The sequence below is a fragment of the Nocardia sp. CWNU-33 genome, from assembly GCF_046764895.1.
Taxonomy (GTDB): Bacteria; Actinomycetota; Actinomycetes; order Mycobacteriales; family Mycobacteriaceae; genus Nocardia.
This window is the reverse complement of record NZ_JBKOQN010000001.1, coordinates 212116-237842: the sequence shown is the minus strand read 5'-3', so window position 1 is coordinate 237842 and position 25727 is coordinate 212116. Positions and strand designations below refer to the sequence as shown.

Below are 25727 nucleotides of genomic sequence, written 5' to 3'. Positions count from 1 at the left end.
ACGTCTGATGCCGGGACGTCAACGGCGTGACGGCGGCAGCGGACCCGCCGGACAGAATGGTGCGGCCCCCGAGGGCGGCCGCGACAACCGTCGCGGTGGCGGCGACCGTCGCGGTGGCGGCGATCGTCGCGACAATGCGGCCGAGAAGAACCAGCTCGAGCGTGTCGTCGCGATCAACCGCGTCTCCAAGGTCGTGAAGGGTGGTCGTCGCTTCAGCTTCACCGCCCTCGTGATCGTCGGTGACGGCAACGGTCTGGTCGGCGTCGGCTACGGCAAGGCCAAGGAAGTTCCCGCGGCCATTCAGAAGGGTGTCGAGGAAGCTCGTAAGAACTTCTTCCGCGTCCCGATGATCGGCTCGACCATCACCCACCCGGTTCAGGGTGAGGCGGCGGCCGGTGTCGTCATGCTGCGTCCGGCTTCGCCCGGTACCGGTGTGATCGCCGGCGGTGCGGCGCGTGCCGTGCTGGAATGCGCTGGTATCCATGACATTCTGGCGAAGTCGCTCGGTAGCGACAACGCCATCAACGTCGTGCACGCGACGGTTGCGGCACTCAAGATGCTGCAGCGTCCGGAAGAGGTCGCGGCCCGTCGTGGTCTGCCCATCGAGGACGTTGCCCCCGCGGGCATGCTGCGCGCACGCGCTCAGGCAGCGGGAGGTGGCAGGTAAATGGCAGATCTCAAGGTGACCCAGATCAAGTCGTCGATCGGCGCCAAGGCGAACCAGCGGGAGAGCCTTCGCACGCTCGGCCTGCGGAAGATCCGCCAGACCGTGGTTCGTGAGGACAATCCTCAGAACCGTGGGCTGATCAACGTCGTGCGCCACCTCGTAACAGTTGAGGAGGTCTGACATGACCATCAAGTTGCATCACCTGCGTCCGGCTCCCGGCGCCAAGACCGAGAAGACCCGGGTGGGTCGCGGTGAAGGCTCCAAGGGCAAGACCGCGGGTCGTGGTACCAAGGGCACCAAGGCTCGCAAGAACGTTCCGGCCGCCTTCGAGGGCGGGCAGATGCCGATTCACATGCGGCTGCCCAAGCTCAAGGGCTTCACGAACCGATTCCGCACGGAATACCAGGTCGTGAATGTCGGCTCGATCGCCAAGTTGTTCCCCGAGGGTGGCGAGATCGGCAAGGCCGAGCTCGTTGCGGCCGGCGCGGTTCGCAAGAACCAGCTGGTCAAGATTCTCGGTGACGGCGAGATCGGTGTCGCGGTCCAGGTGACCGTCGATAAGGTCACCGGTGCCGCCAAGGAAAAGATCACCGCGGCCGGTGGCACTGTCACCGAGCTGGGCTGACGGTACTCTGCACATAGTGGCACCGGACGAGTGAAGGCTCGTCCGGTGCCACTGTTAGAGTTCAATTGTTGTCTGCCAAGCCTCGTCATGGGATACCGGCGCCTTCCGACCAGGACATCGCTGAATAGTCCATGGCATGACCATGTCGTTCGCCAGGAGGATCTGTGCTTTCCGCCTTCGTATCGGCCTTCCGGACTCCGGACTTACGGCGGAAGATTCTCTTCACGCTGGGGTTGATCGCGTTGTACCGCTTGGGTGCCGCGCTGCCGTCCCCTGGCGTTGATTACCAGGCCGTCCAGGAATGTATCGACCTGGTGTCCGGTGGTGATTCGGCCGGTATCTACCAGCTGATCAACCTGTTCTCCGGTGGTGCGCTGCTGCAGTTGTCGGTCTTCGCGATCGGCATCATGCCCTACATCACGGCCAGCATCATTATTCAGCTGTTGACCGTTGTCATCCCGCGGTTCGAGGAACTGCGAAAAGAAGGCCAATCAGGCCAGAACAAGATGACGCAGTACACCCGGTATCTGTCGATTGCCCTCGCGATCCTGCAGGCGACCGGTCTGGTCGCGCTTGCGGCCCGCGGTCAGCTGCTGCAGGGCTGCCAGCAGGACATCCTGGCCGACACCAGCATTTTCGGCATGATCATCATCGTGCTGGTGATGACGGCCGGTGCGGCGCTGGTGATGTGGTTCGGTGAGCAGATCACCGAGCGTGGTGTCGGCAACGGTATGTCGCTGCTGATCTTCGCCGGTATCGCCGCCCGTATCCCATCACAGGGCAAGGGCATCCTCGATAGCCGTGGCCCGCTGGTCTTCGGCCTCGTCTGCGCCGCCGCGCTCGCCATCATCGGCGCGGTCATCTTCGTCGAGCAGGGGCAGCGCCGGATTCCGGTGCAGTACGCCAAGCGAGTCGTCGGCCGCAAGATGTACGGTGGCTCCTCGACCTATCTGCCGCTGAAGGTCAACCAGGCAGGCGTCATCCCGGTGATCTTCGCGTCATCGCTGCTGTACCTGCCGAACCTGGTCGCCCAGCTGACAACGTCGAAGGGGACGACCGATCAGAGCTGGTGGCAGGAGATCATCCAGAAATACCTGGTGAATCCGGGCAACCCGTTGTACATCGCAATCTACTTCGGTCTGATCGTGTTCTTCACCTACTTCTATGTCGCGATCACCTTCAATCCGGAGGAACGCGCCGACGAGATGAAGAAGTTCGGCGGATTCATTCCGGGCTACCGCCCCGGTAGGCCGACCGCCGACTATCTCAATTTTGTGTTGAGCCGCATCACCCTCCCCGGCTCGATCTACCTCGGTCTAGTGGCAGTGCTGCCCAATCTGTTCCTCGACATCGGCTCGTCCGGTGGTGCGCAGAACCTTCCGTTCGGCGGCACCGCGGTGCTCATCATGGTGAGCGTCGGCTTGGACACGGTGAAGCAGATCGAGAGCCAGCTGATGAATCGAAATTACGAAGGGTTCCTCAAGTGAGAGTTGTACTTCTCGGTCCGCCGGGTGCAGGCAAGGGCACCCAGGCCGTCCTGCTTTCGGAAAAGCTGGGCGTCCCGCACATCTCCACCGGAGACCTGTTCCGTGCGAACATCAGCCAGCAGACCCCGCTGGGGCGCGAAGCGCAGAAGTACATGGACGCCGGCGATCTGGTGCCCAGCGATGTGACCAACCGCATGGTCGAGGCCCGCGTTGCCGAGCCCGACGCCGTCAACGGTTTCGTGCTCGACGGCTACCCGCGCACGGTCGATCAGGCCGACGCGCTGGAGAAGATCCTCGCCGACATGGACACCAAGCTCGACGCGGTGCTGTGCTTCGTCGTTGCCGAGGACACCGTGGTCGAGCGGATGCTGGCCCGTGGCCGCGCCGACGACAACGAAGGCGTGATCCGCAACCGGCTCCGGGTGTACCGGGACGAGACCGAGCCGCTGCTGGAGCACTACGACGGGTTGGTCGTCACCGTGGACGGTGTCGGCGAGGTCGACGAGGTCAACGCCCGCGCGTTGCGCGCACTCGGCCACTGATGCCGCTTACCGCACCAGCGATGGGACACTGAACCGTCATGGTCTTCGGTCGTAAGAACAAGAAGGTGGTGCCGTTCCGCACCGCGGGCGAGCTGGACGCCATGGCGGCGGCAGGCGCCATCGTCGGCCGCGCGCTCGTCGCGGTGCGCGATGCCGCAAAGCCCGGTGTCAGCACCCTGGAGCTGGACGAGGTCGCCGAGCAGGTGATCCGCGATGCGGGTGCGGTGCCGTCCTTCAAGGGCTACCACGGGTTCCCCGGGTCGATCTGCTCATCGGTGAACGACCGTGTGGTGCATGGGATTCCGACCGCCGATGAGATCCTGACCGACGGCGATCTGGTCTCCATCGACTGTGGCGCGATTCTCGACGGCTGGCACGGTGATTCGGCGTGGACGTTCGGCGTCGGCCCGATCATCGACGCCGATCGGCTGCTCAGCGAGGCAACCAAGCTGTCCATGGAGGCCGGTATCGAGGCAATGCTGCCCGGTAACCGGCTGACGGACGTCTCGCATGCCATCGAGCTCGGCACCCGCGCCGCGGAAGAAATGCACGGTCGCGCCTACGGCATCGTCGACGGTTACGGCGGGCACGCCATCGGCCGCGAAATGCACATGGATCCGTTCCTCGCAAACGAGGGCGACCCGGGTAGAGGGCCGAAACTCGTTGTCGGATCTGTCCTTGCGATCGAGCCGATGCTGACATTGGGCACCACCCAGACCAAGGTGCTCGGCGACGATTGGACCGTGGTGACCATCGACGGCAGCCGTGCCGCACATTGGGAGCACACGGTTGCCGTCACCGAAGACGGACCGCGCATTCTGACGTTGCGTCCGGAATAGCCGACCGACTGGCCCGGTGGCCGAATGGCTGTGAAATACGTTGGGCGTCAGTGACATTGGCGATGCCCCACATTGGTGGCGTCGTGACATTATGCGGCGCCGAACTTTTGCGGTGCCTCGACATCGACAAGTCACGATCCTGTCGACATCGAACACGGTCCGACATCGACAGAGATATGAGATCGACGCCACTTCGACAATGATGAAGCGGCGCATCGACCGATGCCCCGACGTTGGCGGTGCACCGATGTCGATCATCCGCCGACATCGACGGACCCGGCGAGTCGATACCCAGGGCGCACCGACACTGACAAAGCGTCGACATTCGGGGCGCTCCGACGTTGGCGTGCACCGACATCGACGACCGAGGGCAGGTGGACGTTACGCGGCGAGGCCCGATACGCACCGACGCCGCGGGTAGTCCGCAGGGCGATTACGCCTCGCGACACCCGCGTCGACACAATGGTCGATCAGCCGGTGTCACCGGGCGATACCCCAGCTCATCGCTGGATCGGTGACGTCGTTCCTTCCACCCGCGTCTGCACGTCCGGCTTCGCCTTTCGGTCGAGCAGTCGGTTCGAACGCTGTGGTGTGTCAGTGGTTTTCCTTCCCTGTTCGAGACGAACTTTTTGACGATGTAGAAATCGTATGTCGCATCGTCGACTACTCACCTGAGTAGGGAACTACTCGAATTCCATTGGGCTGCGGCGGATCCGGATGGCGTAGCGCTTCATTTGCGCTGGGGCACCGGGGTTTCGGTCCTGCGGACGGCGCGGATGACGTCGGTGACGAGGGGCACGTCGAATTCGCCGTCGGCGGTCTCGGGCCTGCTGCGCAGGTAGTCGAGGATTCGGCCGAGCAGCTCGGTGCGCTCCGGTTCCGTGATCACCAACGTGTGCGAGTGGGTTCCGATTGTGGTCGTGAGGGATTCGGCGGTCCGCCGCTGTGCGTGCGGGAACTCGGCTCGCTCGAAGTCGAGGAACAGCGGATGCTTCGGGAGCTGGTCACCAGGCTTCGGTGGCGGAACTGCGACTCTCGGCCGGGAGACCGCCTGCAGGCCTATGAGCCAGTCGACCGTGCTGTCGTCGGTGTTCCAGAGTGCGGCGAACACGCCACCGTCGCGCAGCACCCTGGCGATCTCGGGGAAGGCGCGTTCCTGGTCGAACCAGTGGAATGCCTGTCCGGAAAGCACCGCATCTACCGAATTGTCCGGCAGCGGAATGGACTCCGCGGCACCGGCGAGCGTAGTCACGTCGGGGTAACGCGCAATCAGTTCACTGCGCATCTCGGCATCGGGCTCGACGGCGATCGGCTCGGCTCCTGCGCCGAGCAGACCTGCGGTGAGCTTGCCGGTGCCTGCGCCGAGATCGAGGACCACGAGCGAGTGCTGACGCCCGAGCGGCTCCAGAGCCCAATGAATTGCTGCCGCGGGGTAGTCCGGACGATGTTCGGCATACGCGGAGGCCTGTGCGCCGAATGAGGCGGCCGCACGGGCGTGTAGTTCGCCGTCCATCTCTCCACCATAGGACCTCGAGTTTGCCTGTCCGGTGGTATTCCGGGCTATCGTGCGGGTGCTGGCTGGAGGTCCCTGGCATGCTTGCCGGCACCGGCCTGGCCCGATCGTGTGGTTTGTCTGGGCTGCTCCACGATTCAGCCCGTGCGCAGCGCACGACCGTCGCCTGATCGGCTGTCCGGTGTTCGTGCCGAAACTACTTGGTCTTGTGGGCTTTTCCTGCCGGCGCAACCTCGGTGGTCACCTCGGGCTGGTCGATCGGGAACAGGATCGGACTGAGCAGGTACTGCGAACGGCCCGGTGCGGGCGGGTTTTTCAGTCGGGGGATGATCGCGGCACGCAGCGCCGAAATCAGGTCGACGAGCTCATTGTGGTCGAGCCACATGGCGTGTTGCCGGTAGCCGACCAAATCCTCGGTCGGGTTCGCCTGGTCACGATCGAGGTAGGAGTTGAATTCCGCGAGCAGCGTCGCCATCGCGGCGGCGAAGATCCTGCGATGGTCGTCGGTGGTCGCCGATGCGGCCGTGTCGGCGTCGATCACCGCGCGTTCCCGGTGCAGCCGGTAGTGGCGCTCGACCGCGCCGCGCACCCGCTGTTCGCTGTCGACCTCGAGGATGCCGCCGCCTGCCAGTAGTTCGACGTGGCGGTAGACGGTGGCCTTCGAGACATCGGGCATTCGGGCGCACAGTTGTGCCGTTGTCAGGGTTTGGCCACCCGACATTGCATGCACGATCCGCAATCGCACCGGGTGGACCAGCAGTTCCAGGGAGTCCATATCCGAATGTTCTCACTCATGATACCGTTCTCAAAGTTGAGAATGTTCAAGGGTTGTGGAGGACACGATGAATGGACCCGAGTCGGCCGTCACGGATGTGCCGTCGTGGCAGGCGCCGGAGTATGCGAATCCCCAGGTCTTCGATGAGCGAGCGGTGACCGTAGGGTCCGGGGAGTTCGCAGTGTCGGGCGTGCTGAGCATCCCGCATGGCGACGGTCCGCATCCCGCGGTGGTGTTGTTGTCCGGCGGTGGGCCGTTCGACGCCGATGGCACTGTGGGGCCGAACAAGATCTACAAGGATCTTGCGTGGGGGTTGGCGAGCCGCGGGATAGCGGTGTTGCGCTTCGACAAGGCCACTTTCGCACATGCGGAGAAGGTCGCTGCGACAACCGAATTCACACCGAGCGACGAGTATGTGCCGGCCGCGGTCGCGGCGATCGAGATGCTGAGCGGGCTGCGGGCCATCGACGCCGGGCGCGTGTTCGTGGTCGGGCACAGCATGGGCGGAAAGTTTGCGCCGCGGGTGGCCGCGGCAGCGCCATCGGTGGCGGGCGTGGTGATCCTCTCCGGTGATACGCAGCCGATGCAGTGGTCCATCGTGCGTGTCCTTCGGCGCCTCGCCGAGATCGATCCGGCCGCACTCGCGGCGTTGCCACCGCTCGAGACGGCCATCGAACAGGCGAAAATGGTCGACAGCCAGGAACTTTCACCGGCGACGCCGGCGGTGCGGCTGCCGTTCGGTATGTCGGCCGCATACTGGCTGGACCTGCGGGCCTACGACCCGGTCGCGGTCGCGGCGACATTGCACAAGCCTATGTTGATTCTGCAGGGCGAGCGTGACTACCAGGTCACTGTGGCCGACGACCTGGCCGGATGGCAGGCCGGACTCGCGGACCGCGAAGAGGTGACCATTCGCACCTATCCCGCCGACGATCATCTCTGGTTCCCGGGGACCGGTCCGTCGCTGCCCGATGATTACACCCGGCCGCACCACGTGGATGCCGAGGTCGTCGCCGACATTGCCGACTGGCTGCTGTCCGCGTGAGCCGGCATCAGCCCTCCAAGAGCACGGTGACGGGTCCGTCGTTGGTCAGGTCGATATGCATATGGGCGCCGAAGCGGCCGGTGGCGACAGTGGCGCCCAGATCGCGCAATGCCTGGGCGAACGCCTCGACGATGGGTTCGGCGACCGCGCCGGGTGCGGCGGCGTTCCAGGACGGGCGGCGGCCCTTCGCCGTGTCGGCGTAAAGGGTGAACTGACTGATCACCAGGATGGGTGCGGCCAGGTCGGCGGCGGAGCGCTCGCCGTCGAGGATGCGCAGCCGCCACACCTTGTCCGCCAAGGCTTTCGCGGTCATGTCGGTGTCATCGTGCGTGACGCCGACCAAGGCGACCAGCCCATGGGGCGCATGGTGGGCGGCGGGATCTATCCGGCCGACGATCTCCTCGTCGACCGTCACCTGGGCGGCGGACACTCGCTGTAATAGGACTCGCACATCGGTGATCATGCCGTGCGGTCCGGCCGAGGCAGCGGTGGGTGTGCCGTCTCAGCTCGGTTCGGGAGTTTTCACCTTCTTGAAGAACAACAGGTCGGTGTGCGGCACCGTTTCGGCGGTTTGCCGAATCCCATTGGCAGGCAGGTGGGTCAGCTTGGCGAACATAGGGGAATTGCCGAACGCGGCGCGGACCTGGGTTTCGGACGCGTAGTCCGCGCCGTAGTCGGCCAGCGTCGCGAAATCCATGGGCGCGAGCGGCTCGTCGAGCGGCGCCTGTCCGCTCGGTCGGCCGAGGGCGGCGTACTGCGTGGCCTTGCCGCCCTCGTACCGGCACAGTTCATAGGCCATGTTCTCGGTGGCGGCCACGCTGATTACCGGCCAGCGGGTCGAAAGCTGCAGCGCCAGTGGATGTCTGCCGACATTCGCCAGCTCCCATTTGAAGCTCATCACGGTCACCGAGCCCGGGTAGGGCGCTTCGATGAGCACCATGTCATCGCCCAGCTCGGTCGCCGAGTTCAGTTCGAGATCGGCTGCGCTCCAGATGATTTCCACGCCGCCGAGATGGGTCGAGCCGATCGCAGGCTGCGCACCGTCGGCCGCATACGCGGCGATGACCGCGGCGCGGACCTGAGCGACGGCGTCACCGGCCGAACAGCGCACGCTCAGTGCCCCGAAGGTCGTGGCGATCTCGACCGGCCGCGACGGCGGATCGGGCATCGCGCCGGGGGTCAACGGCTTGATGCCGACCAGGGCCAGTTTCCAGTTGATCTCTTCGATCGTGGAGAGGTCGCCCGCGGTCTGGTAGAGGATCTGCTGCTGGGTCAGCCGTCCGGCGCGTTCGAGCGTCGGGCAATCCAGCTTCGCGAGCGCGCTATAGGACTTGACGGTGAGGTCGATGTCCTCGATGCGCGTCTGGCGCAGTTGTGTCGTCATTTCGGGCGAGGTCAGTGCCGTATATCGCTCGCGATACATCGCGATGGCCTGCTTGCGCTGTCTGCCGACCATGAGGGTGCGCAGCAGCGTGCTCAGACTGGCGAGGTACTTGCCGGATTGATCCGGATTCGCCGCGAACAGCCTGCTGCGGATCCGCACCGCATCCTCGGACGCGGCGACAGCGGTCTTCGGATCCAGCCTGCACAACCACACACCGCACTTCGACAGCGCGTCGGCGCACACACCGGCCGCCTGCGGATGGGTGTGCGCCACTTGCCGATAGGCGCCACAGGCGCTGCGGATAGTGCTTGCCGCCAGTTCGCGGTGGCCGATGTGACGAGCGGCCTGTTCGAACACGCGCAGCGCGTCCTGCACCTCGCCCGCAAACTGTGCGGACACCTGCCCGGCGGTCAGCCAGTGCAGCCGAATGGCGACTGCTTCTTGCGCGGGCGCCAAGGCTTCGGCGGTCCGGTCGCGCCCGGAGCCGTTCTTCGTGGCGACCAACTCCTTGGCCAATTCGACCAACGAGGTAGCCAATCGCAGCTGGGCTTCGATCGACCGATCTCTCGCCGCCCCTCGATCCGCAGCCACTCGGCGCTCGATCGAGCTCAGATCCATCGCGATCCCAACTCCCGCATCAACTTTGCCCACGGTCGTCGATCGGCCGCAACGTGCCCGCCGAGTCTGCCATAAATGTGCGCCTGACGTGGAGGCACGGGGAAATGTTGGTTCCGGCACTGAGGTAGTTGCCGCGACGGCGTGGCCGGATGGCAACGCGGACAAGATCGTCGAGTGGGTCGCGCAGGGGAGGCGAAGAGCAAGGCCACGGCGCAGCGCCGGATCAGGAGCATCGGGGGTCGAGTGTGTGCGATACGCGGCACCTACGCCGCTGCCACCGGCTCGCCGACAGCAGGGACTCGGAGTCGGTGATCGGATCGGTTGCTGAGCGCCGACCTGGTCGTCGATGGTGGCCGACGCCGTGGGAAACCCGCTGCACCTGTGTGTTCCGCATCCGCTGCTCCAGTTGTTTGCTGTCAGGCTTCCCGCCGTTGGGAGAGTGCGCGCGAGAATCTGTGCAACTATGTCTGAGAAAGCACCACGACGATCGGCGGAAGCGGACTGTGAGCGACCAGAACAACGGGAACCCGGGCGACGCCAACGAAGAGAACAAGGCGCCGGATGTCGGCTTCAGCCTGCCTTCGGACGGCCCGGACGGTACCGCCGACCCCGACGGCATTGCCGAGCCGGGCGAGGAGACCGCCGCCGACAGCCGAGACCAGGTGCTGGCGCGGCAGATTGCCGACGCGCTGAGTGAAGCCGGTCCCTCCGGGTGGCAGCAGCTCGACGCGGTGTTCGTGCTGACCACGACGACCGGGGTTGCCGAGGTCGTCTACACCGATGGCTCGCGTGCGATGCGGTCCGAGCCGTCGGCGCCGGTGCTGGAGCAGGCGCGCGAGCACCGGGCGCTGGTCGCTGAGCTGGACGGCGAACCGTGGTGGCGGCTGCTGGTGCGGTTGAGTTCCGAGGGGGAGTTCGAGGTCGACTACGACTTCGGTGACGAGCCGTTCCCGGAGGGGCAGCTGTTCGAGCCGGAGGCCTATCGCACCGACTTGGAGGAGTACCCGCGCGAAACGCTGCCGGTGTGGTTGGCGGCGTACATCGGTCACGGCAACCGCCAGACGCGGACGCCGCAGGACGCCGCAATCGCCGCGCGGGCGGACAAAGCCGCCAAGGTGTGGCCGGTGTTGGCGGAGAACGAGTTCCCGGACTTCCCTGAGATGTGGGCGCGGTGGGCGTGTGTCGCCGCGGCATTCGTAGCCGCCGGATCCGACTGGGGTCCGCGGGTATTGCCGTCGATGGGCTGGTTCGAGAGCTCGCGGCGCGGTGGTTCCACGCTGTACTCGTTGCCGAACGGCAAGGCGGTGCTGTCCGGTGGGGTGTGGGAGTCTCCGAATTTGGACGCCACCTACAACGACGATGCCGCGATGCCGAAGTTCTACGCGGGTGCGCCGGAATGGGTAGCCAACCCGGTGCTGAACCCGCGTGCGGCCACCGGACTGATGTCGTTCGTCTACTGGTGGGAGGGTGGCCGCTGGTACCGGGGTGAGTCCCCGGCTGCGGAGGAGTGCGCCACCGCTGTGCCCGGAGTGTGGACCGCGAACACCGTGGTCGGCATCGTCGCGGGACTGGCCGCGCAGCCACCGAGCGCCGAACAGCGTTCCGCCGCAGCGGCCCTGGTGTCGGCTGCCGAGGTCGGAGTGGTCACCAGGGAGACCGTGGAGAACCTGTTCCCCGACGACCGGTTCGATATCGACGGTGCGATGTACCAGCTGACATTGGCCGGTGTGGTCGCGTCGCTGCCGCAGCAGATGCCCGAGGAAGAGGCCATCTTCCGGGTGCGCGCCTACATCGAGGGGCGTGGTCTGGACACCTCCGGGTACCCGTTGGACCAACTGGCCGCCGACCGTTTCAGCTGTGGCTGGATGGTGTACGTCCCGGTGCCGCGTGGAGAGATCGCGATCGGTCGCGCCATCTTCTACATCGCGGACGACGGTGTGCTGGAGCACTCGTCCTCGTCGGTCGCCCCGACCACGTTCGTGAAGGGTTTCGAGCAGCGCTTCCAGGAGCGTCAGGGAGCGTCGGCCTGAAGCAGGGGTTGGCTGACAGGGCTGAGTGAATAGAGGACGGCATGGCTGAGGACAAGTTGCAGGTCGAATCCGCCAAGATGCGAGAACTGTCGGGCGATTTGACGGAACTCGCGGGCAAGATCCGCACGGTGATGGATAACTTGAAGGCGGAAACAAAGCCGCTCATGGCGCGGCCCGTCTGTGGGACCCATGAGCCGGGCGAGCATTTCCGCAAGGATTACGACTCGCAGAGCGAGTCCATTCACAGTGTCGGCGAGGCCTACGTGAAGGTCTTGGAAGGCGATTTCGCCGCCGCTTTCGACGAGGGTGCAGAACTGCTCGACAAGATGGAAGCAAAGAACAAAGAAGAGTTCAACAAGGTCATTAGGGGATATAAGGCGTGAGCACCGCTGATGAAGAACTATTGGCGGATATGTTGAAGGCCGTTGAGGCGAATATGGTGTCGCTTCGGGATGCGTTTCAACAGCGCGCCCAACTCACCGCGGTCGGAACGGCCGCGAACAAGCGGGTAACCATCGTGGTGAATGCGGACGGCGTCGTCATCGAGACGCGGATAGCCGACGACATCGACGAACTGTCCCCGGCGGAGATCGCCAAGGCCGTGACCACGGCCGCGCAGCAGGCATCCGCCGAGATCAAACGCAAAGCCGACGAATTGGTCGCGCCGATGCGGGAACGCCACGCGGGAATGCCGAAACTCTCCGAGTTGCTGCCCGGTATTCCGGACGAACTGAGCATCCCCACCCAAACCGAGGCGTCGACCGCGCCACTGGGTTCGGCCGAGCGAGAGGAGCCTGACGCCGAGCGCAACGGCACCCGCCGCGCCGGACCGGGAGTCACCGAACCTGGCTGGTAAGGGTCAGCTGTGATTCCGGATGGCCTAAGGCTATTCATAGATATTTTCGGCGGTGTCGCGCCGAGCAAGGATCCGTGGACATGGGATCTCGACGGTGTCACCGAACTCGGCGACCAATATGCAAAGGGCGCTGCTGCCCTGACCGAACTTCTCCCTGAGTTCAAGCGGGTTACCACGCAGACGGAGCGGTGGTATGAGGGGCACGGTGGCCAAAAAGCCGCCGACTCGCTGAAACAGCTGACGGACGGCAAGTTTTCGATCGACCATCTCATCGCTGCGATGGAGGCGGTGCCCGAGTTCACCTCCAAGAGCAACGCAAGCATCGTCGGCGACCGCATTACCGAAAGCATCTTCGCCGCGTGGGGGGCGATGGAATTCGAGATGCTCGCGGTCGAACTGCTGGCGTCTGGCGGAATGGCGTCGGGTTTTGTGGCGGCGCAGGAGGCGTTGATCGTCGCGATCGGGCGGTACACCTTCGCGGTCGCCCGCAGAAATATGATGGAGCGGATCGGGGCGGCTGCTGCGCGGATGGTGGGCAAACAGCTGCTGCTGCGTGGGCTCAGCCGGATGGGTCTGCAGGGTCTCGAAAAAATAGTGGACCTCGCGTTCACCGGGATCGGCTCTGGGGTGAAGCTGGCGGGCGTCGGCGCGGGGGTCACCGCCGGGGCACAACTGGCCTCCGGCCAGGACCTCGACCTGGGCAAGATCGGTGATGCGGCGTTGGCCTGGGGTGTCGGCGGCGTGGCGGGGCACACGGCGGGCGGGGTCTTCGGCCCTGCGGCCACCCGACTCGGTCTGGGGCGTATGGCGCCTATGGTGACCGGGTTGATGTCGGGCATCACGACCGCGGCGGCTATCGGGGCCATTCACGGCCAGTGGGATATGGTGTCGCTCGGCTACATGGGCGCTTTGGGTGCGACCAGCGGTGCCCGAGGCGGTTTGGCCGCCAGTCGGCACGCCAGCGTCGGCGCGGTCCCGCTGGACATGGCAGGAAAAACGGAACTGGCCCAGCTCAGCAGGCAGATCCGCGCCGACCTCGCCGTTTCCGATGGCTTGCCGACCCACAACTTCACCGAGAAGCTCGATGTCGCGATCGCGCGCAACGATCTGGCGACGATGAAAACCTTGCAATACCAGGCATACACCCACTCGGTGCAGTCCCCCGGTAGTGGTGTCGTCGGCGCGGAGTCCGGGGCCGCAACGGTATCGACAGGCGCAACTGCGGAGCCCCGGGGCGCTACCAACTTCCTCGGCACGACTATGCCGGCGACCGAACCCGCGGCAGCGCCGTCGACTCCGCACGCCACGGGCACCGGGGCCGAGGCGACACGCAGTGCACCGGCCACCGATGCCGCGACGGCTGCGCGGCCGACCGCAAGGGCGGGCACAGCGGCCGGTCCGGACCAGGCCGCCGGTCGGGGCGCGAGCAACGGTGCGGGCCCGGACCAGGCCACCGGTCGGGGCGCGAGCAACGGTGCGGGCCCGAACCACGCCACCGGTCGCGGCGCGAGCAACGATGCTGGTGCCGGGCCGAGGGCGGGAGCCGCCGCGTCGGAGCGGGGAACCGGCAGCTTGGATGCCGGGGCGAAGGCGGAAGCCGCTCCCAAGGTCGCAGAGCGGGGAACAGCTGCCGCGCCGGAGACGGGCGTGAAGCCGGAGGCCGGCGCCCCGAAGACTGAGGCAGGGCGGGGAACGACTGCCGCGCCGGAGACGGGCGTGAAGCCGGAGGCCGGTACCCCGAAGACTGAGGCAGAGCGGGAGACTGCTGCGCCGGAGACGGGTGTGCAGGACGGAACTGCCGCCGCGCCGGAGGCGGGTGTGAAGGCGGAAGCCGATGCACCACAGTCACATTCGGATTCCAGCCCGGGCGAGCACACGCCTTCTGGGGGACTGCGGCGCCGGCTACGCGCGTTTGCGCACTCCCTTACCGAGCGTATGCAGTCCGAGGCCGCCCTGCGTGCGCGGATGGACGTGCTGGCGCCCGAGCCGACGGGCGCGCCCGAGCGTCCGGCGGCGGAGCGGTTCCAGGAGTGGGTGGCGGCGGAGCGCGCTCGGTTGGACCGCGTCGGGACCGAGGCGCAGGCGGACCAAGCGCGCAAGATGCTGGATGGGATGGTCGCCGAATTCGAGCGCCACCAGGCCGTGGTGGTCGAGTCGGATCTCCGGCAACAGACGGCGGAGACACGGGCTATCGAGGAGGTGTCCGCCTCGTTCGGTGTCAAGCCGGACGTGGTGGACGCGCAGGGGCGAATCAAGGTTGGCACCGAGGACCTGATGGACCACTACGTCAAGGTCGATCTCGTCGTCCACGTCGATGCGAAGGGTGGAGTGCGGATCGGGGTCGAGGTCAACGACTTCCATGCACTCAACGTCGAGGCGTATCACGCGGCCAGGCAGCCGCGCATCGAGATAGAGACCGAATATCGGGACCAGTTGCATGCGCGGGTCGGTGAGCGGGTCGCCGAACTGCGCAGCACCTCGGAGCAGTGGCAGCAGCAGCGGCGGGACCAAACGCGGGATCGGATCGCGGAGGCCCGGGCCGCAGTGCGCGAGCATGTGCGTGGCCTCAATAACGCTGCGCAGCACGATATTGCGCTGGAACGCGCGAGGGCAGCCGCCGCGGATAGGCGGCTCGAGGTAGCCGTGCAGCGGCTTCGTGACGCGCATCGGGCGTCGGATCCGGTGGCCATACACGAGGCTCGGACGGTGGTTCGGGAAGCCACGGCGGAGGCAAGGGCGACTGCGCGGGAGACCGCGGCGAAGGTCGAGCAGCTGCGTGCGGAGCTGCGATCGGAGGTCGCGGACGTACGCGCGAAGGCGGAGGTCGAGATCGCCGCGGAACGCGAGAGGCTGGCCGCGGACATCGCGGCCAACCGCGCCGAGACGGCGAAGACGATCGCGGCCGAACGGGTAGCCGCGATCGAGGCGATCAAGCGCGAACGGGTGGCGGCGTTGGAGTCGCGGCGGCAGACGGAGGGATTGTCGGCCGAGTCGCGGCAGCGAACGGAGGAGTTGCGGGCCGAGTCGCGGCGGCGGGTCGCGGAGTTGCGGGCGGCGGCGCGGGAGCGCTTGGTGCGGTTGTGGGAGCAGGCGCGGGGGGCAGATCTCGGGGTGACGCGGGAGCAGGCGCGGGAGGAGATCGCACAGGTTCAGGATGCGCTGGCGCGGGAGGTCGCGAACGAGCGCGCGGCGTTGGTGCGGGAAATCGAGGCGGCCCGGCCGGAGTTCCTGCGGGCTGTCGCGAGGGAGCGCGTGATCGCATCGGAGCTCGTCGCGGCCGAGTTGGCGAAGGAGGCGCGGGCGGCCTCGGGCGACCGCAAGACCGCAGCCGAGGCCACCGGCCGCGCGCTGGTGAGGCACTTCGAAGCGCTGTTGAAGGAGCGCGCGCCGGACGTGTTCGGCATCAAGAACGCGTCCCACGAGGTGTTGACCCACATGTTGCGGCATGGCACCGCGATCGAGTCGCGGGTGGCGGCGGCGGAGATTCTGCGCCGGTTCACCGCATCGGGGAAGCTCCCGGACGGGAAGTCGTTGCGCTGGACGCAGTTCGCGGCGGGGGAGGCGATGCCCCATGGCCCGGTCAACCAGGACGCGGGCGAGGGCAAGTCGATGATGTACCACGCTTTTGTGGCCAGGCTCGCCGCAGAGAAGGGCTCGGTACAGTACCTCACCAGGGACAACCTCGTCGCCCGCGAGTTCCAGGAGTTGGTGGAGGCCTACGGCCCGCACGGGCACAAGGTGATTCGCATCAATCCGGATCAGGTGATGCCGGAGCCGGTTCCAGGCGAGCCGACCATCTACATTGGCTCTGTCGGCGATGTCATTGTGAGCAGGCTGCGTGGCCATCCGGTGCCGGGCCGCCACACCGTGATCGACGAGATCGACGAGGCAGCCCACTATGCCGACACGAACTACATTATTTCCGACGGCGTTCGTGAGATGGCCCCGCCGCGCGTCCAAGCGGAGGTTAGAGCCGCAGAGGACTTCCTCAACAATGTTTTCGGTAGGAGGGCGCACCCCCTCAAGGGGCTATTGACCCATGAGGATTTCGGCCGTACGCGTTTTCAGAGGAACGGTCCGGCGCGGTTGACCGAGGCGGGTCGGGCGAAGATCGAGGAGGCGCTCGGGCGGGAGATGACCGCCGAGGAGCTTCACCGGCTGAACAACGCCGCCGCCGCCCGCTGGGAGATGGTGCGGGGTAAGCACTACATTGTCGGCGCGGACCGGGTCACGCTGGACGAAAACGGCAACCGGGTGACGCGTAAGGGCGACATCATAATCCTCGATCAGGTCGCCCACCGGTTGATGATGGATAAGGGGGTCACCAACGAGAGCCGGTGGAACAACGGTCTCGCGCAGGCGGTGGAAGCGCGACACCGTCTGGAGATCCGCAACGACTCGGACCATTCGATCAGCCTGAGCTTCGCGGAGACATTCACGCCAGAGAATTACGACCTGGTCACCGGTGCGTCCGGCACCGCCCACCTCGTCGCCGAACCGCTGCAAAAACTCGGCATGGGCGAGACCACCATCATCGACCGTTTCACCCCAACCAAGCTGGTCATCAAGGACATCAACGGCCAGGCGCGTACGACGTTCTCCGACACCGAGCCGCAGCGACTGGCCGCGATCACCTCCGAAATCCAGGCCGTGAACAAGGGCGGGCAACCGATCGCGGTCCTGGCCCACGACAACAATCTCGTCAGACAACTGGCGCGCATGGTCGGTCGTGCGCAGCTCGAGTATGTGCAGGTCAACGCGGAACAGATTTATGCTTGGGAGAAGCAGCGTCCGGGGTCCTCTGAGGGGGAGCTGGAGAGGATCTACGCCGAGGCGGGCGCCGAGGGCAAGATTCTCATCATCAACATGCAGGGCGCGCGTGGTGTCGATATCGCGCCCACCGCCACCGCCCTGATGCGGGGTGGCATGCACGTGATCGTCACCGAGCACTCGGAGATCGCCGCCATCGACATCCAGGCGATGTACCGTGCCGCCCGCAGCGGCCAACCCGGTAGCGCCAGCTTCCACTCGCTGCGTACCTCCGATCTCTTCAACAACCTTCCCGCCGACCACCCGATGGCCGTCGTCGTCGAGCGCTGGAGAACCACCGAAGACCCGCTCGAGAGGGCCGCTCTCGAACAACAGGTCCAGACGAATATCCCGGATATACAGCGCTATGCCGAGGCCCGCAAACAGATGCTCGGCGCGGCCGCCGGGAACACAACCGTGCTCGCCCCGGGCGGCTCTGCCTCTGTGGATGGGCTCGACAAATTTATCGAGGGCCTGCGCGCCGTGGGCGGAGCTGCCGATCAGCAGTCTGCTCCGGCGCAGGCTCCCGTCCGGCCGGAGAATGGTTCCGCCACACAGCCTTCGGGCGAGGACGGGACCAAGGGGGCTTCGGTCGGACAGGCCGCGCCCAACGGGACGCAGCCTCAGGCCCAGCCCGGCGCCACGTCCGTCACGCAGCCGTCTCCGGACGAGTCTGCGGCCGACGCTGGTACGTCGGCCGGTGCTGCGTCGGTTGAGCCGGGTGCTGCGCCGGTTGTGGCGGGTGGCGCGCCGGTTGTGGCGGGTGCTGCGCCGGCTGTAGCGGGTGCTGCGTCGCCGGTTGTGGCGGGTGCCGCGTCGGTTGAGCCGGGTGCTGCGTCGCCGGTTGTGGCGGGTGCCGCGCCGGTTGTGGCGGGTGCTGCGCCGGCTGTAGCGGGTGCTGCGTCGCCGGTTGTGGCGGGTGCCGCGCCGGTTGTGGCGGGTGCCGCGTCGGTTGAGCCGGGTGCTGCGCCGGTTGTGGCGGGTGCTGCGTCGCCGGTCGTCGCGGGTGCCGCGCCGGTGGTCGAGCCCGATTCCGATGACAAGAACGCGGCCGACGGGAGTTCCGACAGCCGGCCGGACGCTGGGGCCCCGGCGACTTCCGCGGCAAAGCCCGAACCCCGGTTCGCCGACCTGTCGGACGGCTGGACCGCGACGCAACAGCCCGCGACCGCGCTCAATTCGCCGCGGATGCAACGGATGGTGCAGAAGGACGCGCAGATGCTGCAGTCCGTGCTGCGGCGGCGCGAGCTCGAGCTGTGGGCCCTCCATAACCGCGTCAGGCGGGCAGGCTTGGATCCGACCGGGATGGACGCGCAGCAGCTTGCGGCGGCGTACGAAGCCTGGTTGCGCCCCCAGATCGAGGGGTTCCTCGGCGAACTCCAGGGAGATTTGGCCGTCCCGGGCCCGCTCGGCGAGGGCCTCGCCGGTCTGCGGGCCGCGATAACCCAGGTCGTGCTCCGATGCGGGTTCTCCCGCGCGGAGGCGACCAACCAGGGACGAGTGCCCTCCGGCGAGGTCTTGGCGGCGGAGCTCCAATCCACTGCGTTCGCAGCGGATTTGACGGAGTTCAGCCGGGAGGTGGCGGGCGTCCCGGCGTCCGAGCGGCAGGCAGGGGAGCTGCTGCACCGGATGACGCAGGCTGTCTCGGCGGAATTACTCGGCACGCTCACCGACGGGCCAGCGATGTCGCTCGGCGACGGCGTGCAGCTGCTCCTCGAAGACAAGGTGGTGCTGCTGGCCGGAGACCGTCCGGATCTGATGGTGCAACACCAGCTGCAGCCGTGGATGAAGGCCCGCTACCGGGTAGAAGCCAAGCAGGTCGCAGTCGACCTCTACGGTCGGGCGTGGTACCGGGATGTCGCGCTGGAACCCGAGACCGACGCCGAGAATATCGACGGCAACGCCGAGCACCCCGGAGTTGCCGAACATCGGCGGATTCTGGCCGCGGCGTTGGCGCTCGAGGGGGAGCAGCTCGAGGAACTGATGACGGACGTGCGCGCCGGGGGGCAGCGGCTCGTCCAATTGATGCCGCGGTTGGATGCCGCCGCGCAGGCGGCGTGTGTGGCGTTGATTCCGTCCGTCGTGCTGCTGACGGCGGGGCTTGCCGACGATGTTCGCGCGGACGCGTATGCGGTGTGGTTGGAATGGGCGTGGGGTGAGCTGGCCGCGGAGCAGGAGCGGGATTCCCCGGAGAACCCGGCGGCGCATCTGGTTGAGGGCCGCGAGCGAATCGCGATGTTGCAGGGCCATATCGAGATGGTGAAGAGCTTGGCGGCGGAGTTCACCGCTCGCGCCGCTCGCGCCGCCGCCATCGCTCGCGCCGCCGCCGCTCGCGCCGCCGCCCGGGCCGCCGAATCCTATGCGGCCGTCGGCGATCAGCCGGTGCGGGGTACGCGCGGCAGCCATGGGCAGTTGCTTGCGGCGTTGCGGCTGCCGGAGCACCTGGACGTGTCGCAGCTGCGGGCCGGGCTGGATGACCTGGTCACCTATCACGCTGCGCGCCAGGCCATGACGGACGCCGCGGGCGCGTTGCGTGCGGCGCGTGAGCTGGACGAGGCCGACTACGAGGACGGGGTGGCGCAGCGCCCCGAAGACGACGGACCAGGTCCGCAGGAGCGGCGGGAGCAGGCGGCGACCCTGGCGGCGGTCAACCGCCTGCGGGATGCGCAACGGCGGGTCGACGCGTTCATCGATCTGCTGGGTGTGGAGCTGCCGGATAGGCTTTCGGCGCGGCAGCGGCAGCGGTTGCTGGACTACGGTGCCGCGGTGGCGCAGTGGCGGGATGCGGACGCCGCGCACCGGGCCGCGGACCCGGACGCCGAGGTGGACGAGGCGACGACGCGGCGCTACGAGGAGGCCACCCAACAGGTGCACACCGCCGCGCAGCGGCTGGCAGGCGATGCCACGCTGCGCCAGGTCGCCGAGTGGGATGGCGGGTGGGGTCCGGTCGACTTGACCGTGACCGACGACGGCACGGTCGCCGACGAAGCAGACGCTCCCATCGTCCATTTCGACTTCGACCTGGATTCGGTCTTCGGGGTCAGCGACCAGGGTGCGAACGCGGGCAAGCCGCACAACCAGGACTGGGTGGAAGCGGAGGTGGTGCACACCCCGGACGGGCCGATCCGGATTTCGGTGGTGTGCGACGGGGTGGGATCGACCACCGACGCTCATCGCGCCGCCCGGGTCGCTGCGCGCGCCGCCCGCGCCCATCTGGCTGCTTTCGCGTCGCAGCAGCAGGGGATTTTCACCGCCGAGGAAGCGGATCGGGCGATGCGGGAGGCGATCGCTGCCGCGCAGGCAGCGGTGCTGAAGCTGACCGCCGACGAGTACGCCGACGACCCGCGCGCGCCGAAGACCACGATCGCGGCGGTGCTGGTCAAGCCGGGACGCGACGGACGGCCCGGGCAGTACGCGGCGGGCTGGGTCGGTGACACCCGGATCCAGGTGCTGCGGGCCGATGGTGAGTCCGAGGTGGTGTCCAAGGCCCATACGATGTTGACGTATCTGCAGGCGTTCAATGCGGATCTGCCGCCGGAGGAGCGGCCGTCCCTGCGTGCGATGCTGCGAGACTCCGAGACCAGCAACATCCTGCATGCACTCGGAAGGGACGGCGGTCCACCGGCACCGGATGATGCGCTGACCCCGGAGTACACCAGCTCCGGTGAGTTGTCGGAGACCGACGTGGTGTTGCTCTGCACCGACGGGCTGTGGGTCAGCAACCCGGATCCGGACGAGATGGACATCGTCCTGGACGAGGGCCGCAACACCGACCTGCGGGACATGGGCACCCGGTTGCTGAACCGGGCCTTGCTGGGCGGTGGGGCCGACCACATCAGCTTGGCGCTGGTGTCGGGTGCCTCGGCCGAGTCGACGCCGCGGCTGCTGCCGCCGCCGCCCTCTGGGATTCGGGTCGGGTTCCGGCGGCACTACCGGGTCTTGGCCGACGAATACGCGCGGGCTCGCGCCGATTTCTGGCGACTGGCCGCGGAGGCGGGAGCCAGGCCCGAAGACCTGATGGATCCGGATCGGTTGGTCGCCGAGACGATGCACCGGGTCGCGGCGGGTGTTTCCGAGGAAGCGGAACTCCGGTTGGAGATCACGGCGCGTCATTTCCACGCGCTCGATGAACAGCTGCGTGAGTTCAGGCGGTGGCTGGCCGCGGTCGGTGACCGGCCGCTGTTGCTGTGGACCAGTGACGACGCGGATTACCTTACCGCGCTGTCGAATTGGTCGGTTTCGCTGCGAGAGCTGCGGGAGGCGGCGCTGTCCGGCGTCGCCGAGGCATTGACCGAGCATCGTTACCCGCAGCTGTGGCCGCTGCTGGCGTTGCCTGCCCCGGTCCTCGACGGCGACCCGATCCTGAGCAACCCGGACGTGTCACAGGAGGTGCGCCGCTACACCGAGGCGTGGAACGAAGTCCGTCGGACCGTGCGGCAACTCGACGACACCCGCTCGGGTGACGGGAGCCTGGAGATCCCGCCTGGGCTGCGGCGGGGATACCGGATGCTGGTCGCCGAGCGGGCGAACGCGCGAGATGCCGTGCGCGGCTTGATCGGCTCGTTGCCGGTCACCGTCGAGGACTTGATGGGCGAAGATCACCGCAGCGCGCTCGACGCGTTGCGTCAACTGGTGGCCGAGGCCTCGAGTGACCAGGACGTGCTGCGGCAGTTGATGACCGCGGTGTCCGACGACGAGGACGCGTTGCGGCAGCTCGCGACCGATCTGTCCGAGAGTCAGGCGCTCGCGCGCAGGATCGACTGGCTGATCCACACCACGCAACGCTTCCACCGGGCAGACGGTCGGGTGCTGGCTTTGGAGCAGCGCATCCGAGCGCATGGCGACGGCGTGGACACCCTGGACGCGCGGCCGCGACCGACGCTGGCTCCGGACCTCGGGGTCACCGATGAGCAGCGCACGCGGGCGGCGCGACGGTTGCGGGTCATCCAGATGTTCGCGAATTCGCACGCTGAAGTCCGGTTCACGTGGGACATGACCGACCTCGACACGCGCCGGGCCATTATCCAGGCACAGCCCGAACTGGTCGCTCGCATCGAAGGCATCCCGCATGAGGTCCGTGACGAGGCGATGCGGCTGGCATTGCACCGTCGTCGAGAAAGACTGCGGCAGCAGAGCGATGCCGACCCGAGCCAGTTGGCGGTGGTGAACTTCCAGGTGGATCTGGTGGCTGCGGCCGAGCGGTGGGCGGCACAGGTGCCGGGGCATCCTGCGGTGAATATGATCGGCCAGACCGGATCGATGATGGTGATCGGTGATCTGGACGCCGCGGAAGAAGTCCGCTACCACGCCGTGGACCGCAACAGCCAGGATCCGGTATCGACCATGATGCGGGCCACGGCGGCCGCGATCGACGGGGTCGCGGCGGCCGGGCGGCCGACCGCCGCGGTGGTATGGGTCGGGCCGAGCGACCGCGCGATGGCAGGCGATGGTCCCACCCTGGCGGACGATGTCGCCGCAATGTTGAAAGACCGTGCCGATAACGGTCTTTCGACCCCGGACGTGGTGTTGGTCGGGCACGACGACACCACTTCGGCGAACCAGCGTTTCGACGGAATGCCGCAGGCAGATCCGGACCTGGTGTTGCACGCGTGGGACGACGAGGTGTTGGCGGCGCATCGCGACCGTGTCGAGATCGACGCGCTGGACCCGGCTGTGGCGCGCTGGGAGCCGTCACATCGGCTGGAAGGTGTTGCCAACAACTGTTTCCCGGAAGCGGCCCGATCCGGGTTGGCGCGAGTGTTGGCCGCACTGGAGCACAATCCTGACGCTGACCCCGCGGTGATCGCTGAGCTGCGCAATCGCTTGGCGATGGTGGAACTGTTCGGGGTGCCGGAGCACGGGTTGAGTGGTGCTTTCGGTGCACAGTTGGTGGGTGCGGACTGGAATCCGAACGGGTTCGCGGACTTCGACGCGATGGCCGCCGCGGTGCCCGAGGGCGGGGTGATGATCGCGGCGGTGGCGTTCGACGGCTTCCAGCAACGCGGTGTGGTCGGTGCGCACGCGGTGGAGATCTACCGGGAAAACGGTCGGATCATGGTCCGCGATGGGGATGGGCCCGCGGTCGATTTCGAGTCGTGGCGGCAGGGTCTGCCCGGTGTGGTCAGGTTGCACGGCATCGTCATCAATGCCGACGGGTCACCGGCCTTCGCGCTCGATGAAGACGGTCGGACTCGGGGGACCGCGGGTGCGGAGTTCCCGGTCGCGAATATCGGTGCGCTACCAGGTGCCGCCGACTTCGGAGCGGCTGCCCGCCTTGGTGTTCCGCGTGTCCCGTCTGCCGATCCTCCACCTACACCGGAGCACACGCAGGCCCTGTTGCAGGAGGTGCTGGCCGACTTGGAAGCGCGCCGGAACGACGCGCTTCGCAGGATGGAAACCGCGGCAGACGCGATGGACGCGGTGCGGGAGGATTACACCTCCCGTACCAAGCTGCGTTCGTCGGCGTCGTTCGTCACCGAACTCAACCGCCTTGCCGGCTTGTCGACCGGCCGGCCGGAAAGCCCGGTGGACGGTCCGTCGTCCAACCCGTCGCAGAGCTCGCCGCCCGGATGGCGCGAGTTGGCTGCGCACACGAACCACTACCACGAGCTGGATGGCATGGCCGCCCAGGTGAAAGCGCTCCGCGCCGAGGTGGGGGAGCGCAAACAGCACGCACCGGAGTGGCTCGCCGCGGCCGGGCGCTACGCCGCCGCGCTGCCCGAATGGTCCACCGTGGTGGAGGCCGTGCGCGACGCGGTGCTGAACCAGGTCGACCCGGCCGAAGGACGCGCACTCATCCGCCGGGTGAGCGCCGCGATCGACCCGTTGCAGGCGACCTGGGCACAACTCGCACGCAACACCGTGGACCTGGGATCCGTTGTCGGAGTGAGTGATCGGGGCCCGAGCTATACCGGCAATCAGGACGCGATGGCGGCCGACGTAATCGTCGTCGACGGCAGGCCGATCCGGTTCGCGATCGTCTCCGACGGGGTGTCGGTGTCGGCGGATGGCCACCGCGCCTCGTCCACGGCGGTCGCGGCGGCCCGCGCGAGCTTGCGCGCCGCATTGGACGCGCACGACGCCGGCACCCCGATCACCGATGAGCAGCGCCGGCGGATGGTCGCCGATGCCATCGATGCCGCACAGGCCGAGGTCATGCGGTTGATCGACGACGAGTACGCCGATATCCGCGACAAGGCCATCGCGGATATCGAAGCGAACGCCGACGAGAAAAGCATTACGCGGCCGCCGCAGGCCACCATCGTGGTGGTGCTGCTCGACTCGGGGCGAGACGGGAAACCGGGCAAGTACACGGCGGGTTGGGTCGGTGACAGCCGAGTCGACGTGCTCGATCCGGCCGACCCGAGTAAATCGCGGACGGTGACCTTCGACCATTCGGCTGTCGGCATGGAAATGCTCTTCGACGCGGTCGACGCGGCCACCGCGGCAGGCTCCGATACGCCGGCGGCGCAGCTGGTCGACGAGGTTTCGCAGGTGGTCGGCGAGGCGCCCAAGAGTAGTGGCGCATTGATGAACGTGCTCGGCTTCGGCATGCGGAACGCGCAGGGCTACGGTGCGATCGGTGGCCCACCGGTGCGAGGCGCGCAGCTTCACGCCCGATATCTCACCGACGGCGAAGTCGCCGAAAACCACGTCTTGTTCGTCCATACCGACGGGATCGGCGGCAAGAACCGCCAGGCGCCGTCATTCGCCCGGGCCTTCGCCGCGCACAACGGCGACCTGACCGCCGCGCTGGAGGCGCTGGTCGACCTGGAACTCGACAACGGTCAAGAGGACAACATCACCGGCGTCGCGTTGCTGTGCACGCCGAACGAACCCGGAGATCCGCCGCCCGTCGGGCAACAGCAGTTGCAGCAGGGATTGCGGACCCTGCTCGACTACCAGCAGGCACGGCGCGACATGGCCGAGGCGGCCACGAAGGTGCGGCGGGCGCGCAGGCTGGACACAGCGAACGGACATCCTGCGGACAGCCCTGTCCCGGGCCCGGCGGAGGCGGCTGTCAAATCGCCGTTCATTGCGACCGTTCACCGCTTCAGGCAGTGGGAGCAGCATGTCGGTGCGTTTGCCGACCTGCTGAGTGCGCCGCAGCGCCGGCCGCTTTCGCCGCAACAGCGCCAAGCGCTGGTGCGGTATGGCGCCGTGGTGCAGGAGTGGAACGCCGCATTCGGTGCTGTCCAGCAGATCGCGGAGGCCAGTGACGCGCGGCAGGCCGAGCGGCCTGCCGACCCGAACGGACCGTTCGTGGCGTTCAAGATGGATCCCGAATGGGAGCGTCTCGTCAAGGCCGGAAGGCAGGCGCGCGCGGCCATGCGGGCGCTGGCTGCCGATCCCGTACTGCGCCCGCTCGCGGCCATGGGCGGCCGGTGGGCGGACGGGTTCTCGCTGGATGATGTTCCTACACAGCATGGTTCAGTGGATTCCGGCACCGCTGCGGTCGATCATTTCGAGGTCGACCTAGGTTCGATCGTCGGGGTCAGCGACCTGGGTGCGCACGAGGGTAGGACACGCAACGAGGA

At 67.1% G+C, this 25727-nt stretch carries 15 protein-coding genes (1 of these 15 running past the window's edge); 11 read left to right on the top strand and 4 right to left on the bottom strand.

All coding sequences use genetic code 11. From position 1 onward, the window contains the following. Window positions 1-7 precede the first annotated feature (7 nt). The 6 genes from rpsE to map all read left to right on the top strand — a co-directional run bounded on the left by rpsE (window position 8) and on the right by map (window position 4160). Window positions 8-667, top strand: a complete 660-nt coding sequence (gene rpsE, locus ACLMAL_RS00640; protein WP_328409228.1) for a 30S ribosomal protein S5 — start codon at window positions 8-10, stop codon at window positions 665-667. Then, complete coding sequence (rpmD, locus tag ACLMAL_RS00635; protein WP_062983142.1) at window positions 668-847, top strand: 50S ribosomal protein L30; 180 nt, start codon at window positions 668-670, stop codon at window positions 845-847. A gap of 1 nt (window position 848) precedes the next feature. Next, the gene (gene rplO, locus ACLMAL_RS00630; protein WP_364903760.1) at window positions 849-1292 is read left to right on the top strand and encodes a 50S ribosomal protein L15; all 444 of its coding nucleotides are present in this window, start codon (window positions 849-851) and stop codon (window positions 1290-1292) included. A 164-nt stretch (window positions 1293-1456) separates the two neighbouring features. Further along, a complete protein-coding gene (gene secY / locus ACLMAL_RS00625; protein ID WP_411997304.1) occupies window positions 1457-2779 on the top strand; it encodes a preprotein translocase subunit SecY in 1323 nt (440 codons plus the stop codon). Beyond that, complete coding sequence (locus ACLMAL_RS00620; RefSeq protein ID WP_328409234.1) at window positions 2776-3321, top strand: adenylate kinase; 546 nt, start codon at window positions 2776-2778, stop codon at window positions 3319-3321. Before secY ends, ACLMAL_RS00620 begins: the two co-directional genes overlap by 4 nt. Window positions 3322-3359: 38 nt before the next feature. Next, window positions 3360-4160 (top strand): type I methionyl aminopeptidase, encoded by an 801-nt coding sequence (gene map / locus ACLMAL_RS00615; RefSeq protein ID WP_411997303.1) that lies wholly within the window; start codon window positions 3360-3362, stop codon window positions 4158-4160. 730 nt (window positions 4161-4890) lie between these two features. On the opposite strand, the gene ACLMAL_RS00610 is transcribed toward map, so the two are convergent. Next, on the bottom strand, window positions 4891-5673 hold the full coding sequence (locus tag ACLMAL_RS00610; protein ID WP_411997302.1) for a class I SAM-dependent methyltransferase: 783 nt from the start codon (window positions 5671-5673) through the stop codon (window positions 4891-4893). Window positions 5674-5869: 196 nt separating this feature from the next. Then, entirely contained in the window at window positions 5870-6448 is a 579-nt protein-coding gene (locus ACLMAL_RS00605) for a helix-turn-helix domain-containing protein (RefSeq protein WP_411997301.1), read from the bottom strand. 67 nt (window positions 6449-6515) lie between these two features. Here ACLMAL_RS00605 and ACLMAL_RS00600 point away from each other — a divergent pair, with 67 nt between their 5' ends. After that, window positions 6516-7493, top strand: coding sequence for an alpha/beta hydrolase family protein (locus ACLMAL_RS00600; RefSeq protein WP_411997300.1), 978 nt, complete (start codon window positions 6516-6518; stop codon window positions 7491-7493). A 7-nt stretch (window positions 7494-7500) separates the two neighbouring features. Here the strand turns inward: ACLMAL_RS00600 and dtd are convergent, their stop codons facing one another. Both dtd and ACLMAL_RS00590 read right to left on the bottom strand, forming a co-directional pair. After that, window positions 7501-7944 (bottom strand): D-aminoacyl-tRNA deacylase, encoded by a 444-nt coding sequence (gene dtd, locus ACLMAL_RS00595; RefSeq protein WP_411997520.1) that lies wholly within the window; start codon window positions 7942-7944, stop codon window positions 7501-7503. 51 nt (window positions 7945-7995) lie between these two features. Next, the gene (locus ACLMAL_RS00590) at window positions 7996-9468 is read right to left on the bottom strand and encodes a hypothetical protein (protein WP_411997299.1); all 1473 of its coding nucleotides are present in this window, start codon (window positions 9466-9468) and stop codon (window positions 7996-7998) included. A 530-nt stretch (window positions 9469-9998) separates the two neighbouring features. Between ACLMAL_RS00590 and ACLMAL_RS00585 the strand changes: the two genes are divergently transcribed. The 4 genes in view from ACLMAL_RS00585 to ACLMAL_RS00570 are tightly spaced (at most 41 nt apart) and all read left to right on the top strand, a layout consistent with a single transcriptional unit that may run on beyond the window. Beyond that, window positions 9999-11525 carry a hypothetical protein gene (locus tag ACLMAL_RS00585; RefSeq protein WP_411997298.1) on the top strand — a complete coding sequence of 509 codons (1527 nt, stop codon included), beginning with the start codon at window positions 9999-10001 and terminating at the stop codon, window positions 11523-11525. A gap of 41 nt (window positions 11526-11566) precedes the next feature. After that, window positions 11567-11908: a hypothetical protein gene (locus ACLMAL_RS00580; RefSeq protein WP_411997297.1), complete on the top strand. Its 342-nt coding sequence runs from the start codon at window positions 11567-11569 to the stop codon at window positions 11906-11908. Further along, on the top strand, window positions 11905-12381 hold the full coding sequence (locus ACLMAL_RS00575; protein ID WP_411997296.1) for a YbaB/EbfC family nucleoid-associated protein: 477 nt from the start codon (window positions 11905-11907) through the stop codon (window positions 12379-12381). The genes ACLMAL_RS00580 and ACLMAL_RS00575 overlap by 4 nt, the downstream gene beginning before the upstream one ends. Before the next feature lie 9 nt (window positions 12382-12390). Next, window positions 12391-25727: the 5' portion of a sigma-70 family RNA polymerase sigma factor gene (locus ACLMAL_RS00570; protein ID WP_411997295.1), read on the top strand. Its footprint extends 91570 nt past the window's final position; only the first 13337 of its 104907 coding nucleotides appear in the window; it begins with the start codon at window positions 12391-12393; its stop codon lies beyond the right edge, outside the window.

Coding starts and splice junctions, on each gene's coding strand:
- rpsE (WP_328409228.1), top strand. CDS start 8: ATGCCGGGACGTCAACGGCGTGACGGCGGCAGCGGACCCGCCGGACAG.
- rpmD (WP_062983142.1), top strand. CDS start 668: ATGGCAGATCTCAAGGTGACCCAGATCAAGTCGTCGATCGGCGCCAAG.
- rplO (WP_364903760.1), top strand. CDS start 849: ATGACCATCAAGTTGCATCACCTGCGTCCGGCTCCCGGCGCCAAGACC.
- map (WP_411997303.1), top strand. CDS start 3,360: ATGGTCTTCGGTCGTAAGAACAAGAAGGTGGTGCCGTTCCGCACCGCG.
- ACLMAL_RS00610 (WP_411997302.1), bottom strand. CDS start 5,673: ATGGACGGCGAACTACACGCCCGTGCGGCCGCCTCATTCGGCGCACAG.
- ACLMAL_RS00605 (WP_411997301.1), bottom strand. CDS start 6,448: ATGGACTCCCTGGAACTGCTGGTCCACCCGGTGCGATTGCGGATCGTG.
- ACLMAL_RS00600 (WP_411997300.1), top strand. CDS start 6,516: ATGAATGGACCCGAGTCGGCCGTCACGGATGTGCCGTCGTGGCAGGCG.
- ACLMAL_RS00580 (WP_411997297.1), top strand. CDS start 11,567: ATGGCTGAGGACAAGTTGCAGGTCGAATCCGCCAAGATGCGAGAACTG.